General features: G+C 73.2%; 16 protein-coding genes. 6 read left to right on the forward strand and 10 right to left on the reverse strand.

Annotation, left to right across the window (positions count from 1 at the left end; all coding sequences use genetic code 11):
- Together ACIA77_RS23435 and ACIA77_RS23440 are read right to left on the reverse strand one after the other, a co-directional pair.
- Positions 1–653: LysR family transcriptional regulator (locus ACIA77_RS23435; RefSeq protein WP_395888071.1), on the reverse strand; the 653-nt coding region annotated here is incomplete at its 3' end.
- A 30-nt stretch (positions 654–683) separates the two neighbouring features.
- Complete coding sequence (locus ACIA77_RS23440) at positions 684–1,910, reverse strand: NAD(P)/FAD-dependent oxidoreductase (protein WP_395888072.1); 1,227 nt, start codon at positions 1,908–1,910, stop codon at positions 684–686.
- A 370-nt stretch (positions 1,911–2,280) separates the two neighbouring features.
- Between ACIA77_RS23440 and ACIA77_RS23445 the strand changes: the two genes are divergently transcribed.
- Positions 2,281–3,051 carry a fumarylacetoacetate hydrolase family protein gene (locus ACIA77_RS23445; protein WP_395888073.1) on the forward strand — a complete coding sequence of 257 codons (771 nt, stop codon included), beginning with the start codon at positions 2,281–2,283 and terminating at the stop codon, positions 3,049–3,051.
- A 9-nt stretch (positions 3,052–3,060) separates the two neighbouring features.
- Positions 3,061–3,474 (forward strand): cupin domain-containing protein, encoded by a 414-nt coding sequence (locus ACIA77_RS23450; RefSeq protein WP_395888074.1) that lies wholly within the window; start codon positions 3,061–3,063, stop codon positions 3,472–3,474.
- Between the two features lie 41 nt (positions 3,475–3,515).
- Here ACIA77_RS23450 and ACIA77_RS23455 read toward each other — a convergent pair whose 3' ends face one another.
- Entirely contained in the window at positions 3,516–3,992 is a 477-nt protein-coding gene (locus ACIA77_RS23455) for an RrF2 family transcriptional regulator (protein ID WP_395888290.1), read from the reverse strand.
- Between the two features lie 119 nt (positions 3,993–4,111).
- Here ACIA77_RS23455 and sigJ point away from each other — a divergent pair, with 119 nt between their 5' ends.
- Complete coding sequence (gene sigJ, locus ACIA77_RS23460; RefSeq protein ID WP_395888075.1) at positions 4,112–5,005, forward strand: RNA polymerase sigma factor SigJ; 894 nt, start codon at positions 4,112–4,114, stop codon at positions 5,003–5,005.
- Between the two features lie 3 nt (positions 5,006–5,008).
- Positions 5,009–6,412 (forward strand): PLP-dependent aminotransferase family protein, encoded by a 1,404-nt coding sequence (locus ACIA77_RS23465; protein ID WP_395888076.1) that lies wholly within the window; start codon positions 5,009–5,011, stop codon positions 6,410–6,412.
- 36 nt (positions 6,413–6,448) lie between these two features.
- Here the strand turns inward: ACIA77_RS23465 and ACIA77_RS23470 are convergent, their stop codons facing one another.
- The 4 genes from ACIA77_RS23470 to ACIA77_RS23485 form a co-directional block, all read right to left on the reverse strand.
- On the reverse strand, positions 6,449–7,300 hold the full coding sequence (locus tag ACIA77_RS23470) for an NAD-dependent epimerase/dehydratase family protein (RefSeq protein WP_395888077.1): 852 nt from the start codon (positions 7,298–7,300) through the stop codon (positions 6,449–6,451).
- A 135-nt stretch (positions 7,301–7,435) separates the two neighbouring features.
- Positions 7,436–8,131, reverse strand: coding sequence for a hypothetical protein (locus tag ACIA77_RS23475; protein WP_395888078.1), 696 nt, complete (start codon positions 8,129–8,131; stop codon positions 7,436–7,438).
- Positions 8,132–8,186: 55 nt separating this feature from the next.
- Complete coding sequence (locus ACIA77_RS23480; protein ID WP_395888079.1) at positions 8,187–8,888, reverse strand: TetR/AcrR family transcriptional regulator; 702 nt, start codon at positions 8,886–8,888, stop codon at positions 8,187–8,189.
- A 16-nt stretch (positions 8,889–8,904) separates the two neighbouring features.
- The gene (locus ACIA77_RS23485) at positions 8,905–10,119 is read right to left on the reverse strand and encodes an FAD-dependent monooxygenase (RefSeq protein ID WP_395888080.1); all 1,215 of its coding nucleotides are present in this window, start codon (positions 10,117–10,119) and stop codon (positions 8,905–8,907) included.
- A 140-nt stretch (positions 10,120–10,259) separates the two neighbouring features.
- Here ACIA77_RS23485 and ACIA77_RS23490 point away from each other — a divergent pair, with 140 nt between their 5' ends.
- Positions 10,260–11,018, forward strand: a complete 759-nt coding sequence (locus ACIA77_RS23490) for an SDR family oxidoreductase (protein WP_395888081.1) — start codon at positions 10,260–10,262, stop codon at positions 11,016–11,018.
- A gap of 61 nt (positions 11,019–11,079) precedes the next feature.
- Positions 11,080–11,502: a hypothetical protein gene (locus ACIA77_RS23495; RefSeq protein ID WP_395888082.1), complete on the forward strand. Its 423-nt coding sequence runs from the start codon at positions 11,080–11,082 to the stop codon at positions 11,500–11,502.
- Between the two features lie 68 nt (positions 11,503–11,570).
- On the opposite strand, the gene ACIA77_RS23500 is transcribed toward ACIA77_RS23495, so the two are convergent.
- The 3 genes from ACIA77_RS23500 to ACIA77_RS23510 are packed head-to-tail and all read right to left on the reverse strand — an operon-like array spanning position 11,571 to position 13,620.
- Complete coding sequence (locus ACIA77_RS23500) at positions 11,571–12,161, reverse strand: hypothetical protein (RefSeq protein WP_395888083.1); 591 nt, start codon at positions 12,159–12,161, stop codon at positions 11,571–11,573.
- Positions 12,162–12,199: 38 nt separating this feature from the next.
- Positions 12,200–13,225, reverse strand: coding sequence for a hypothetical protein (locus ACIA77_RS23505; protein WP_395888084.1), 1,026 nt, complete (start codon positions 13,223–13,225; stop codon positions 12,200–12,202).
- On the reverse strand, positions 13,222–13,620 hold the full coding sequence (locus tag ACIA77_RS23510; protein ID WP_395888085.1) for a hypothetical protein: 399 nt from the start codon (positions 13,618–13,620) through the stop codon (positions 13,222–13,224). The genes ACIA77_RS23505 and ACIA77_RS23510 overlap by 4 nt, the downstream gene beginning before the upstream one ends.
- Positions 13,621–13,634: the final 14 nt, after the last annotated feature.

Genomic DNA, 13,634 nt, shown 5'->3' on the forward strand with positions numbered 1-13,634 from the left:
GGCACGAACCCCGCCTGCTGACACGCGTCGAACACCGCGTCATACACCACCGACCGGTGCCGCGAGGGGTAGCAGATGAACGGCTCGTCCCGCAGTTCCGCCAGCCGCACCGTGTCCCGCGCCGTGAGCGGATGACTCGCCGGCAACGCGGCGATCAGCGGCTCCCGCCGCAACACCCGCACCACCAGCCCCGGCTCGCGCACCGGCGGACGCAAGAACCCGATGTCGAGGGTCCCCTCCACCAGCGCCGACACCTGATCCGGTGTGAGCATCTCCCCTTTGAGGTCCAGATCGATCCCTGGGAAGTCCCGCCGCAAGACCCGCGCAAGCGACGGCAGCAGCTCGTAGGTCGCGGAGCCGGTGAACCCGATCGCCACCCGTCCCACGTCACCCTGGGCGATGCGCCCGGCCTCCACACCGGCCGCATCCACCGACGCCAGCACCGCCCGCGCCCGATCCAAGTACCGCCGGCCCGCCGGCGTCAGCTGCACCTTGCGGGTCGTGCGGGCCAGCAGCTCGACCCCGAGTTCGGTCTCGAGCTGCTTGACCTGGTGAGACAAAGCCGGCTGCGCGATGTGGAGCCGGTCCGCCGCCCGGCCGAAGTGACACTCCTCGGCCACGGCAACGAAGTACCGCAAGTGCCGCAGCTCCATCCCGACCTCACTTCCCGCAGCCGGCCGCGCTCAGCCGGCGGCGAGCGGTTCGGCGGGCTCGTACTCCGGCAGCTCTCCCCGCGGGCCCGCCTGGTTCAGCAGCTCCGCCGGGTCGTCGACCGGCGGGTAGATCCACTGCTCGTTGATCGTGGTCTTGAGGTCCTTCGCGACGTGCTCGGTCATCTGCACCTCCCGGTCCCACCCGGAGGTGACGACCGCGCCGGCCGGGCCGAGCGAGAGGCACGTGACGTACGGGGCCGGCTGGAAGGTCACCAGCGCATCGTCCAGCAGGTCCGCCGCGACGTTGTGGCCGGCGAACTTGCCCTGCGGCATGGCGTGCTGGCAGCTCTGCATCACGACGCGGCCCTCCGCGGGCGAGACCGCGGCAGCGGTGTCCCCGGCCGCGTACACGTCCTCGACGCCGCGCACGCGCAGGAACTCGTCGACCTCGAGCCGGCCGAGGTGGTCCTTCGCGGCGGGGATGAACTCCGTGAGCGGGCTCGCGGACATCCCCGCTGTCCACACGACCGTGGCGGCCGGGATGACGGTGCCGTCCGACAACAGCACCTCGTCGCGCGCGACCTGCTCGACGCTGACGCCCAGCCGGACCTCGACGCCGAGGTCCGCCAGCGCCTTCTCGATCGCCGGGCGCGGGCCTTCACCCAGCTCCGGGCCGACGGCGTCGAGGCGCTCGACGAGCACCACGCGCACGCTGTCGGCCAGCTCCTGCAGCCGGCCGACGAGCTCCGTCGCGATCTCCAGGCCGGTGAACCCGGCGCCCACGACCACGGCCGTGAACTGCCCGTGCTCCCCCGCCCGTTCCGGCAGGCGGCGCAGGTGCGCGTCGAGCGTGGCCGCGCCGGTCAGGGTGTCGATGTCGAAGAGGTGCTCGGCGCCGGGGAGCCCGGGCCGCACGACCTGGCTGCCCGAGGCCAGCACCAGCCGGTCGTAACCGATCTCGGTGGTGGTGCCGTCGCGCCGGATCGCGGTGACGGTGCGCGCCCCGGTGTCGATGCCGGTCACGGTTCCGGCGACGCGGCGCACGCCGATCGGGCCGAGCACGCGGTCGAGCGGCACGCGCATGCGGTCCGGGTCCGCCTCGTACAGCCGCGGGCGGATGACCAGGTCGTCGCCCGCGGTGAGCACGGTGACCTGGAGGTCCTTTTCGGACAGACCGCGGTCCCGGCGCAGCTTCGCCGCGCTCGCGGCACTCCACACGCCGGCGAACCCGCCGCCCACAATCAGGATCCTTGACATCCGGATTTCCCTTCTGCGCCTCCGGCGCTGGGTAGGTTAACTCGCCGCCGGCTCCGCAACCACCGCGAAGCCGCCGAGCGGCCGGACTCGGCCGGCCTCGGCGATGGGAGAACCGTAGGAACCTGGATATAAAATGTCAAGGTTCCGATCGGCCCGTGACCGGGCGGGACGAGCACCCTGAATCGAACCGACCTCGCAGGTCAGCGCACCACGACACCACCCGGACAGAGCAGCCCGGCGACGCCGGCACGCGCCCCGCACCCGAACTCCACCCGGTTATTCATCGACAGGAACGCGGCATTCATGCGCGTTCCGTCTGAACCCGGCCGTCCGAAGTGGAGCTCCCACCACCGCCTGAAGGAAGGCCGCCATGAAACTGACCACGATCCGCACCCGCGGCGGCACCCGGGCGGCCCGCGCCGAGGGCGACGGCACGCTCGTCGAACTGCCGTGGCCAGACGTCGGCACGGCGCTGCGCGACCCGCGGTGGCGAAGCGTCGCCGGCTCGGCGGCGGGCTGCTCGCACGAGGCGATGTTCAGCACCCGCGCGCCCCTGGTCCTGTCGCCCGGCCGAATCCTCTGCGTCGGGCGCCTCAGCCGGACCGCGTCGTGGCTGCCGGTGACCCTCGCCGGGTCCCGTGACGCGATCTTCCCGCCGCCCGGCGCGGACGCGGACTGCGAGACCCACCTGGCCGTCGTGCTCGGGGCGCCACTGCACCGGGGCAGCGAAGCGGCGGCCGCCGCGGCGATCGCGGGCTTCTCGATCCTCACCGCCATCACCACGTCCACCCACGGCACCCTCTCGTTCGGCCCGGCGCTCGCGACCCCCGACGAACTCCCCGGCGGCGTCCGCCCGCGCGTCGTCCTGCGCGAGATCGTCGACGGCGCCCTCGTCCGCGAAGCCCCCACAGCCGGCCTCGACCCCGTCGACGTGCTCCGGCGGCTGTCGCACGCAGTCCCGCTGCAACCCGGCGACGTCATCGCCGTCGGCGTTCCCGGCGGTCCCCGAAGACACCTGGGCGAGCGCTGCGTGCTGGAGACCGAGATCGACGAGATCGGCTTCCAGGAGAACGAACTCCGGCAACCGGTCCAGGAAATCGAGTCCCGAGTGGACCGGCGCGCGCGCACGGGACCGGCTTAGCCTCGCCGTATGAACCCAGCATCCGGTCCCAGCAACAACTACGAGAACCTGCTGACGCAGACGCCGCCGTTCGTCCCGGAAGGGTCGCACTTCATGGTCGGCACCGTGACGGTGCCGCCGGGTGATCCGGGCAGCGGCCCGCACCGGCACTCCGGGCCCGTGTTCGGTTACGTGCTCGAAGGCGAGATCCTGTTCGAACTCGAGGGCGAGGAGCCCTACCCGATCAAGGCGGGCGAGGCGTTCTGGGAGCCCGGCGGCGACGTCGTGCATTGGCAGGCGGCCAACCTGCGCGAGGACGTGCCGAGCAAGTTCGTGGTCACCATGGTGTGCGCGCCCGACGTGCCGATGATGACGTTCCTCGACGAGGACGAGATGCGCGAACGCGACCACCTGCGCCACCCGTCGGCGCGCCGCTTCTCCTGACCGGCGCCGGCCTGCTGTCCCCCGGGGACGGCGGGCCGGGCTCAGGCGCGGCCGTACGCCTTGCGGGCGAGGCGGCCCGCGGACGGCGCGTGGCTGTCCGCTTCGGCGCGGATGTCCGCGATCGTCTGCGCCGCCAGCGCCCGGCGCCACTGCACTTCAGCCTGCTGCATCGCGGCGTCGACCGCGCACTTGCGGCGGAACGCGCTGCGCGGCGCGTCCTCTCCCATGCCCTGCCGGCGGATTTCGGTGCACTGGAACGCGGGTTCGCGGCCCTCGATCGCGGAGACCACGTCCATGAGGGTGATTTCCTCGGGCCGCCGGGCGAGCAGGAACCCGCCGTGGGCGCCGGGGACCGAACGCAGCAGGCCCGCCCGGACGAGCGCCTGCAGCTGCTTGTTGAGGTAGGCGACCGGGAGCTCGTAGCTGGCCGCGAGCTCCGCCGTGGGCACGGGCTTGTCGTCGTCGAGCCACGCGAGCGACAGCAGGACGTGGACGGACCACTCGACGCCCCGGTTCATCCGCACGGGCGCCACCCTAGACAACCTGGACCTCGGGAGTCAAGGTTCCCCCGCGGTTGCCGCCCCGCGTCGACTCCTGCCACCATCGGAATCCCCTGCAGTGCGCGAGGAGCAGCGAAGTGACCGAAGTGGCGGATGGCGGGCTGACCGACGCGGTGGCGGCGTTCGAGGCCGCGCGCCCGCGCCTGTTCGGCATCGCCTACCGGATCCTCGGGACGTCGGCCGACGCGGAGGACGTCGTGCAGGACACGTGGATCCGCTGGCAGCGCACGGATCGCACCACGGTGCGCAACGCCGAGGCGTTCCTCGTCACCACCGCGAGCCGGCTGGCGCTCACGGCGGCGAGCTCCGCGCGGGCGCGCCACGAGCTCTACGTCGGGCCGTGGCTGCCGGAGCCGGTCCCGACCGGCGACGACACCGAGCACGTCGTCGAGCGCGGCGAGGCGCTGGAGCTGGCCCTGCTCCTGCTGCTCGAACGGCTGACCCCGCAGGAACGCGCGGTGTACGTGCTGAAGGAGGCGTTCGACTACCCGTACCGCGACATCGCGGAGTTCCTCGACATCACCGAGGAGCACGCGCGGCAGCTCGGACACCGGGCACGAGGGCACGTCGCGCGCGAACGCGGCGGGCGCGTGAGCCCGGCCGAACGCGACCGGCTGCTGCAGGCGTTCCTCGCGGCCGCGCAGCGGGGTGATCTGGCGGAGCTGCAGAGCATGCTCGCGGAGCACGCCGTGGCCTATTCGGACGGTGGCGGCGTCGTCACCGCCGCGCGGAAACCGGTGACGGGGCGCGAACGCGTGGCGCGGTACCTCACGCGGACGGTCGGCATCTACGGGCAGCAGGTGCAGACGGAGTTCGTGGAAGCGAACGGGCAGCACGTCGTTTACGTCTCCCGCGCGGGCGAACCGCTGGCTGCGGTCTGGGTGGACGCGTCACCCGAGGGCATCGACCAGGTGTGCTTCGTGGTGAACCCGGCCAAGCTCGCCCCGCTGGCGGCGGCCCACGGAGGGTGAGCCGTGCCGTCGCGGGACAACCCGCTGGGTCTCGACCTGCACATCGACGTCGGCGGTGAGCTGGGGTCGCGGTCGATCGAAGCCGCGCTGCGCGAGGCCGTGACGTCCGGGCGGTTGCCCGCCGGCACGCGGCTGCCCGGCACCCGCAGCCTGGCCGACGACCTGGGCATCGCGCGCGGCACCGTCGTCGAGGCCTACGCGCAGCTCGTGGCCGAGGGGTGGCTCGTGAGCACGACCGGCTCCGGTACTCGCGTCGCCGAAACCCGGCTGCCGGCGGCGAAAACCACGCCCGACGGGTCCGGCCCGCGGTTGCTGGACCTGCGGCCGGGGCGGCCGGACCTGAGCCTGTTCCCGCACCAGCTGTGGGCGGCGAGCGTGAAGCGCACGCTGGCCGCCGCGGCAGGCTCCACTTTGGACTACGGCGACCCGGCCGGGTTGCGGGTGCTGCGCGAAGCGGTGGCGACGTACGTTTCCCGCACCCGGGGTGTCCGGGCGGAGGCCGAAGCGGTGGTGATCACCAGCGGGTTCACGCACGGACTGGCGCTGCTGGCCCGGGCGTTGCGGGAGACGGGCGTGCGCACGATCGCCACCGAGGACCCGGGCATGCCCCACCACCGGCGCCTGATCCGGGGTGCGGGCCTGGCGACTGCGCCGCTGCCGGTGGACCCGCTCGGCGCCGACCCGGGCGCGATCCCCGCCGACGCCGGCGCGGTCCTGCTCACGCCGTCGCACCAGCACCCGCGCGGTGCCGTGCTGAGCGCCGAGCGGCGAGCCGCCTTCCTCGCTTGGGCCGAATCGTGCGACGGCCTGCTCGTCGAGGACGACTACGACGGCGAGTTCCGCTACGACAAGCAATCCATCGGCGCACTGCAGGCCGCGGCGCCGGAGCGGATCGTCTTCGCGGGCAGCACCAGCAAAGCCCTGGCCCCCGGCCTGCGCATCGGCTGGCTCGTGCTGCCCGAACGGCTGCGCATCCCCGTCCTCGACGCCGTGCTGCTCACCGGCGCCACGGTCGCCGCCCCCGACCAGCTGGCCCTCGCCGACCTGCTCGAGCGCGGCGACTACGACCGGCACGTGCGCCGCGCCCGCCACACCTACCAGAAGCGGCGAGCCGACCTCGCGGCCCGGCTCGCCACCCTGACCGACGTCTCCCTCGACGGCGTCCCCGCCGGCCTCCACGCCCTGCTGCCCCTCGCCGCCCCGGCCGAGGAGAAACGCCTGATGGACACGGGACTGGTGGCGGGCCTGCGCGTCCAGGGCCTCCACGCGGCCGGCTACTGGCACTCGGCCGGTTGCTCGAAGGCCGGCCTGATCCTCGGTTTCGCGACCCCGCCGCAACACTCGTGGCACCCGGCGCTCGACGCGCTGACCCGGTTGCTGGACGGAGCCGCGATTTCCCCGTGGTGACCCGGCGCTTCGGCCCCTCGGTTCGACGGCAGCCGGTCAGGCTTTCGCGAAACCGTCCCGCCACGACGGCCACGCCGGCACCCAGCCGAGTTCCTTGCGGGCCTTCGTGTTGTCCGCACCGCGCGCCCACGCCGTGCGCTCCCCCTCGACCGGGGCCGGCGCCGGCGCACCGACCGCGGCGCAGAACGCCGGCACCCACTCGACGCCCGGCGCGGGTTCGTCGTCGCAGACGTTGACCGCGCCGGTCGGCCAGGTGAGGGCGGCGACGGCGGCCGACGCGGCGTCGTCGACGTGCACGAAGCTCGCGACGTCCGCGTTCGCGGGCAGCTGGCCGGCCGCGGCGAGCTGCGCCATGAGGCCGCCCGAGGTGTACCAGGTGCCGGGGCCGTAGAGGGTCCCGTAGCGCAGCACGACCCACTCCGGCAGTTCGGCGACGGCGGTCTCCAGGTCCGCCACGCCCGACACGGTGGCGACGCGGTCGGGCGCGCCGTGCAGGTCGAGCCCGACGTCTTCCGTGGCCGGCGCGGCGCCCGGTTCGTACGCCCACGTGATGCTCTGCGCGACCATCCGCCGAACGCCCGCGGCTTGCGCGGCGTCGGCCAGGTTGCGCGTGCCGACCTTGCGCAGCCGGGAATTCGCGGCGCGGTCACCGGCCGCGAGGTCGGTGAGCTGGTGCACCACGACGTCCGGCCGGGCCGCGGCGACGGCGTCCGCGAGCCCCGGCGCGTCGTACACGTCGCCGAGCACCGCCTGCGCCCCCAGCGCGGTGATCACGTCGGCCGACTCCTGGCCGCGCGCCAGCCCGACCACCTCGTGACCCGCGGCGAGCAGCTCCGGCACCAGCCGCCTGCCGACCACGCCGGAAGCCCCGGCGAGGAAGATCCGCATCGTCGTCCCCCTGTTCAGCGCCCGGCCCGCGAGAGCGCCCGCGGCGGCGAGTCGATCACCTGTGTCATGACCCCAAGCTAGGCCGCGACGCCCGGCGACCGGTAGTCCACTTCGCACTCCCCCGGCTGGACCGGTTCACGCGGAGCACGCGTGGCACACCTGCGACAGCGTCGCGCACCAGACGTCCGCGAAACCGCGCAGGTACCGCAGGAACTCCTCGAACGCCACGATGTGGTGCGCCCGCCCGATCACGTGCGGGTGCACCGTCACCGAGTACACGCCCGCGGGCACGCGCTGGTGCGCGTAGTCGAAGGTGTCCCGCCACCGCCGGAAAACGGGGCGGTGGTCGAACGCGCACGCGAGGTCGTCGGCGTAGGCCGAAGCCGGGATCTCCAGCACACCGTCCACCCGGTACGGCTCGAACTCCGTGCCCGCCAGCGAACTGTCCCAGCTGAACCCGGCGTCCGCCAGCATCCGCCCGGTGCCGGCCGTGAACAGCCGCTCCGGCGCCCGGAACCCCGCCGGTGCCCGGCCGGCGACCCGCTCGTACGCGGGCAAATCCCCCAGAGATGCGAACCCGTGCACCGCCAGTTCGTGCCCTTCGTCCAGCACCGCCTCGACGGCCGGCTGGTGCGCCACCAGGTCACGCGCCGACGTCGGCCACGTCGTCACCACGTCGAGTTCTCGCAGCAGCGCGAGCAGCCGCGGCACCCCGACGTCGACCGCGAACCCGCGCTCCGACGGCAGCGGCACGGCCGCCGTGTCGAGGTCGACCGAGATCGCCACCGCGGTCCGCACACCCGCGGGCAGTTTCACCGCTGTCTCGCCCACGTCCCCGACGTTAGGCGAAACGCCCCCGGCGGACCTGGTCCACTCGGGACCCGCGTCAGTGGTCCACCGGCGACAGCAGCGCCCGCACCGAACCCTGGCGCCGCGTCAGCAGGTCCAGCGCTTCGGCCGCCGCGGCCGGAACGTCCGCCCGTACCTCGCCGGGCGGATCCAGCAGCGCCCGCACGCTCGCCTCGAACACCGCCCGCGAGTCGGCGACGGGTTCCGCCCGTTCCCCCGTGGCCAGGGAGAAGAACCCGGCGAAAAACGCGCGCAACGCGTAGGCCTGGTCGGCGAACGCCCAGTCGGCGCGCGCGAGGCCATGGGCGCGCCACACCTCGAGCAGGTCGCGCGAGAGGACGCCGGGGCCGAGCAGATCGAGCAGCCGGCGCGTGTCCTCGCGTTCCGTGAGCAATCCGATCGTGTGCACATCGGCCACCTGCACCGCGCGCGCGAACGGGTGTTCCAGCACGGTCTGCAGCATCGCCCAGCACATCCGGTGCGGCCGCACGCGCTCGGCGTCGGCGGCCAGGCCCGGCAAGTACTCGTCGGCGGCGTCGAGGAAGTCGCGCGCGACGAGTTCCGCGACCAGCTCTTCCTTGGTGCGCCAGTACAAGTAGAGCGTGCCCTTGCCGATCTGCGCGGGCCGGGCGATCTCCGAGACGCTGATGCCGCGCACGCCGTGGCGCAGCACCAGGTCCCGGGTCACCTTGAGGATGCGCGCGGCCTTCGCGGGATCGTGCCGCGCGAGTTCCGTCACCGCTTCTCCTCCTGCCTCAGGCCGCCGCGACGTCCGCGTTCTTCGAGAGCCGGGTGCGCCGCACCATCCGCCGGACGAAGGGGCCGACGACAGGGTAACCGCTGCCGCGCACCACCATCCGGCGCCGCAGCTGGTCGCGCCGTCCGCCCGGGTTGAACAGCAGCCGCGACCCGTCGGCCATCCGCTGCCAGTCCGTGATGGGCGGGCGCAGCTTGCGCTCCCACTCGGCCAGTGCCGTCGCGAGGTCGTCGGGGTGGCGCTGCAGTTCGGTGCCGAGCAGGTCGGCGCCGGCGAGCCCGGCCGACACCCCCATGCCGGAATACAGCGTGACGCACCACGCCGAGTCGCCGACCAGCACGACGCGCCCGTGGTGCCAGGTGTCCAGCAGCACCTGCTCGGCCGAGTCGAACAGCACCTGCTCCGCCGCGTCGACCTCGTCCAGCACGGAACCCAGCGCCCGCCCGGTCGGTTCCGCACCGAAGACCTCGCGCAGCCGCTGCGCGAAGGGCTTGTGGAATTCGGCGTCGACGTCGTCGGTCCGGTAGGTGAGCAGCACGGTCGGCAGGTGATCGGCGAACCCGAAGATCCACATCGCCCGATCGGGTTCCAGCAGCGCCGCGAAGTCCTCCTGCGCGAGGTCGGTCAGGGGCTTCGACAGCTGGAACGCGCACGTGATCCGGCCCATCCGGCGCAGGAACCGTTCGGGCGGGCCGAACGCCAGGCTGCGCACGGTCGAGCGCAGGCCGTCGGCCCCGACGACGAGAGCGAACCGCTCGGTCGCGGTCTCGCCCGTGGCGGTGTTGCGCAGCGTCACGTCGACGCCGCCGGCGTCCTGCTCGATCCGCGTGGGCACGGTCGAGAAGCGCACCTCGACGTCTTCGGGCAGCGCGGCGCAGGCGGCGTTCTCGACGTCGCCGCGCAGCATCGACCGCGGCCCGCCCGCGTAGCCGACGAAGACCTTGGGTGCGCGGGTGCGGTTGCCGAGGCGGTCGATCTCCCACTGCACGCTGCCGGGAGCGCCGTGGTCCGGCAGGTTCTCCGCCATGCCGAGCCGCTCGGCGGCGGCGAACCCCGCGCCCCACAACATCACGAAGTAGCCGCCCGAGCGGCGCTGCGCAGCCCGTTCGACGAGCACGGGCTCCCAGCCGATCTGCCGCAAGCGAATCGCCGTGGCGATGCCGCTGATCCCCATTCCGACGACGAGTGCGCGCCGGTCCTGTTCGGTAGTCATGCGGCGAGCATGGAACCGACTGACCATTTTTCTCATTCGGTCAGTCGAGGGATGGGTCACAGCGCTCGGCCGTCACGTTCCGCGGTGCTGCGCAGTCTGGGCAGTGATCACCACCCGAGACGACACGAGGGGGAAGACCGATGCGAGTGGCAGTGGCCGGGGGGACCGGCCTGATCGGCGCGATGGTGGTGCAAGGGCTCACCGCGGCCGGGCACGAGCCGGTGGTGCTGGCGCGATCGCGTGGCGTCGACCTGACCACGGGCGAAGGCCTGGAGGGAAAGCTGTCGAGGTGCGACGAGGTCGTCGACGTCACGAACGTCGTGTCGGTGCGCAAGAAGCCGGCGGTCGCGTTCTTCGCCGCGGCCACGCGCAACCTGATCGACGCCGCCGCGGCGGCCGGGGTCCGGCACGTGGTGACGCTCTCGATCGTCGGCATCGACGACGTCGACCTCGGCTACTACCACGGCAAGCGCAAGCAGGAAGAGCTCGTCCGGCAGGGGCCGGTGCCGTGGACGATCCTGCGGGCCACGCAGTTCCACGAGTTCCCGGAGCCGCTGCTCGAAGGCGCGCGCGGGCCGTTCGTGGTCGTACCGAGCGAGCTGTCGCAGCCCGTGTCCGCGCAGGAGGTGGCGAACGCGCTGACCGCGCACGTCGGCAAGGCGCCCGCGGGTTACGCGCGCGAGCTGGCCGGCCCCGAGCAGCTGCAGATGGGCGACATGACGCGCCGGCTGGTCAAGGCTCGCGGCTCACGCAAGATCGTCGTCCCGGTGAAGCTGCCGGGCTCGGTCGGCAAGGCGATGACCGGCGGCGCGCTGCTGCCCAAAGCCGAGTACACGCGCAGCAAGCGCACGTTCGCCGAATACCTGAACCGGGTCCGGCGGGAAGCCACCCGGGTGTGACCGCTTCGGACGGGCGCCACCCCACCGCCGTACCGGCTCGACCGCCGGGGAAAGGAAACCCATGTACACCCTCGCGATCCGGATCGCGTTCGCGATCCTGCTCCTCGAAGCGCTGATCGTGGGCGGCTGGAACCAGTTCGCTCCGCAGAGCTTCTACGACAACTTCCCCACCGTGAACCTGAACCCCCCGTTCAGCGACCACTTCGCCCACGACTTCGGCGGCGCGCTGCTGGGGATCGGTGCGGTGCTGCTGATCGCGCTGATCACACCGAAAACGCACTACGTCGTGCCCGCGGCGGTCGCGTACTCGGTGTTCGCGGTGCCGCACTTCTTCTTCCACCTGTTCGAGACCATGACCGACAGCGCGAGCCAGATGGTGATCCTCACGACCGCCAACGCCGTGGTCGGTGTGCTCGGCCTCCTGCCGATCCCGCTGGCCCTCCTGCGAGACCGGCGCCTCGCCGCCCGCGCGGCACTAGCCTGACCGCACCGTCTCGGGGCCGTCGCGGCGACCCCGAGACGGCGCCTCCCACTGGACACAGTGGACACCGGTCACCTGGCGCCGGTGGCGTGGCGGCGTTTCGCCGGGATCCGCGCCGGGATCGACGCCAGCACGAGTGCGCCGCCGGCCAGCACCGGGACCGCGTTCTTCGCGACGGCCGCGCCGCCGACCGTGGTCAGCATCGCCACGCAGAACACGGCCAGCACCGCGGCCGACGCCCGCCCGGCCCAGCGCCTCGCCACTCCGCTGACCAGCCACGCGCACAGGACGGTCTCGGTGATCGTCGCCACGACCGCGAGCGGCGCGACGAACGGCTGCGCCAACCAGGGCACGAGCGTGCCGGTGTAGGTGGTGAAGGTCTGCCAGTCGCCCCAGGTGACTCCGCTCGTGCCCGGCGCGCCCAGCACACCGAACCGGTCGGCCACCGCGCCCCCGAAGTCCGCGGCGAGCAGCACCGCGGTGATCCACCCCAGCACGACCGCGCGTTTCCGCAGTACCGCCGCCGTCGTCGTCGCCACGGCCGAAAGCCCCGCCAGCAAAGGAATCGGCCCGGGCGGCGTCCCGGCGATCGCGTACGCGACCTCGAACACCACCCCGCCGAAGACCACGACGGCACCGGCTCGCAGTTCTCGTTCGTTCACGCGGACCAGACCGCGCAGGTGCGGTGAACGTGACAGCGTCAGGTTTTCGGCTTGGTCTCCGGTGTGGTGCGGTACTTGTCGAGCACTTCCACGCCCGGGTTGAAGGCCGTGCCGACGAGATCACCGGTGAACAGCCACATCACGCGTTCCTCGCCGATGGTCGCGGGCAGCGTGAGCCCCATCGCGGCGGCGAGCGGCGCGCGACCGAGGTTGACCATGGCGCGCACGGCGCCCGCCCACTCGTCGGTCGCGACGACGGCCACGCGGTACCAGACCGCGGCGAGCACCAGCAGGCCGGCGAGCGCACCGGCGACGAGCCAGGGCCGCCCGGCCGTGCCGGCGATGAGGTCCGCGGCCGCGGCCACCGCGACGACGAGGTGGCCGTAGAGGAGGCAGACGAAGAAGTCGACGTTCGTGCGGCCGTCTTCGACCTGCTTGCGGACGGGATCGGGGACGACGGCGTTGAGCTCGTGCCAGAGGACCTGCGAATCGAGCAGGTAGTGGTTGTAGCCGTACTCCTCGAAACGCCGGATGGCGTTACCGAGGCGGGTGGCCGCCACCTGGCCGTCGTCGACGGGGTAGCGGTGCAGCCGTTCGGTGAGCAGGGCCAGCCAGACCGCGCCCTTGCGGACGTCCTCGGCCAGGTACCGCCCGAGCACCGCGTGCGCCCGGAACGCGGCGAGCGTCGGGCGGTCCGCGTCGGCCAGGCGCCCGCCGCGTTCGTGCCGCGCGAGCGTGATGGCGTCGACGCGATTGCGCAGCAGGTGCTTGCGCGCGAGCTGACGGCGGGTTCGCGCGCGGAACAGCCAGCCGGGCCAGCCGAGGTAACCCTCGAGCACGCGGTACAGCGGTGTCTGCAGCGCCGCCAGGACCAGCCCGAGCACGGCCGTGCCCAGCACCCCGGCGATCGCCGCCCACCCCGCGTCGGCGCTGAGGGCACCGAACTTCGCCGGCCCGGGCGCGACGACGAACGCGAACACCACCACGTTGATCAGGCTCGGCAGGAACCAGCCGACGAGCAGCGCCCGGGCGCCACCCAGCGCGCCTTGCAGGATTCCGGTCATCCGCGCCCTCGGAAGCGCTTGACCACCCGGCGCACCCACGACTCGCGCACGTCGTCGTAGGGCCCGTGGATCCGCCACGGATCCACTTTCGCCGGGTCACCCGCCCGGTACTCGGTCATCCGCGGCCCCGGCGGCCGGTCCCCTGCCGCCACCTGCGGCCCCGGCGGCCTGCCCCCTCCCGCGGGCTGCTCCACCGCCCACGGCGCCGGCGGCGTGAGCGGCTCCCCGAACACCGACAGCTCCGGCCCGGGCGGCTGCGCCCCCTGGGTCTGCGTCTCGTACCCCGGCGCCGGCCCCGCGCCAAGCCCCGACACCCTCGGCCCGGGCGGCCCGCCCTTCGGCTGCGACACCCACGTCGCCGGCCCGGGCCCCTGGTCGCCAGTCGGCGGTGCCACCGGCGCGGGAGCGA

Origin of the sequence: Amycolatopsis sp. NPDC051903, from assembly GCF_044452505.1 — a bacterium.
Classification (GTDB): domain Bacteria; phylum Actinomycetota; class Actinomycetes; order Mycobacteriales; family Pseudonocardiaceae; genus Amycolatopsis.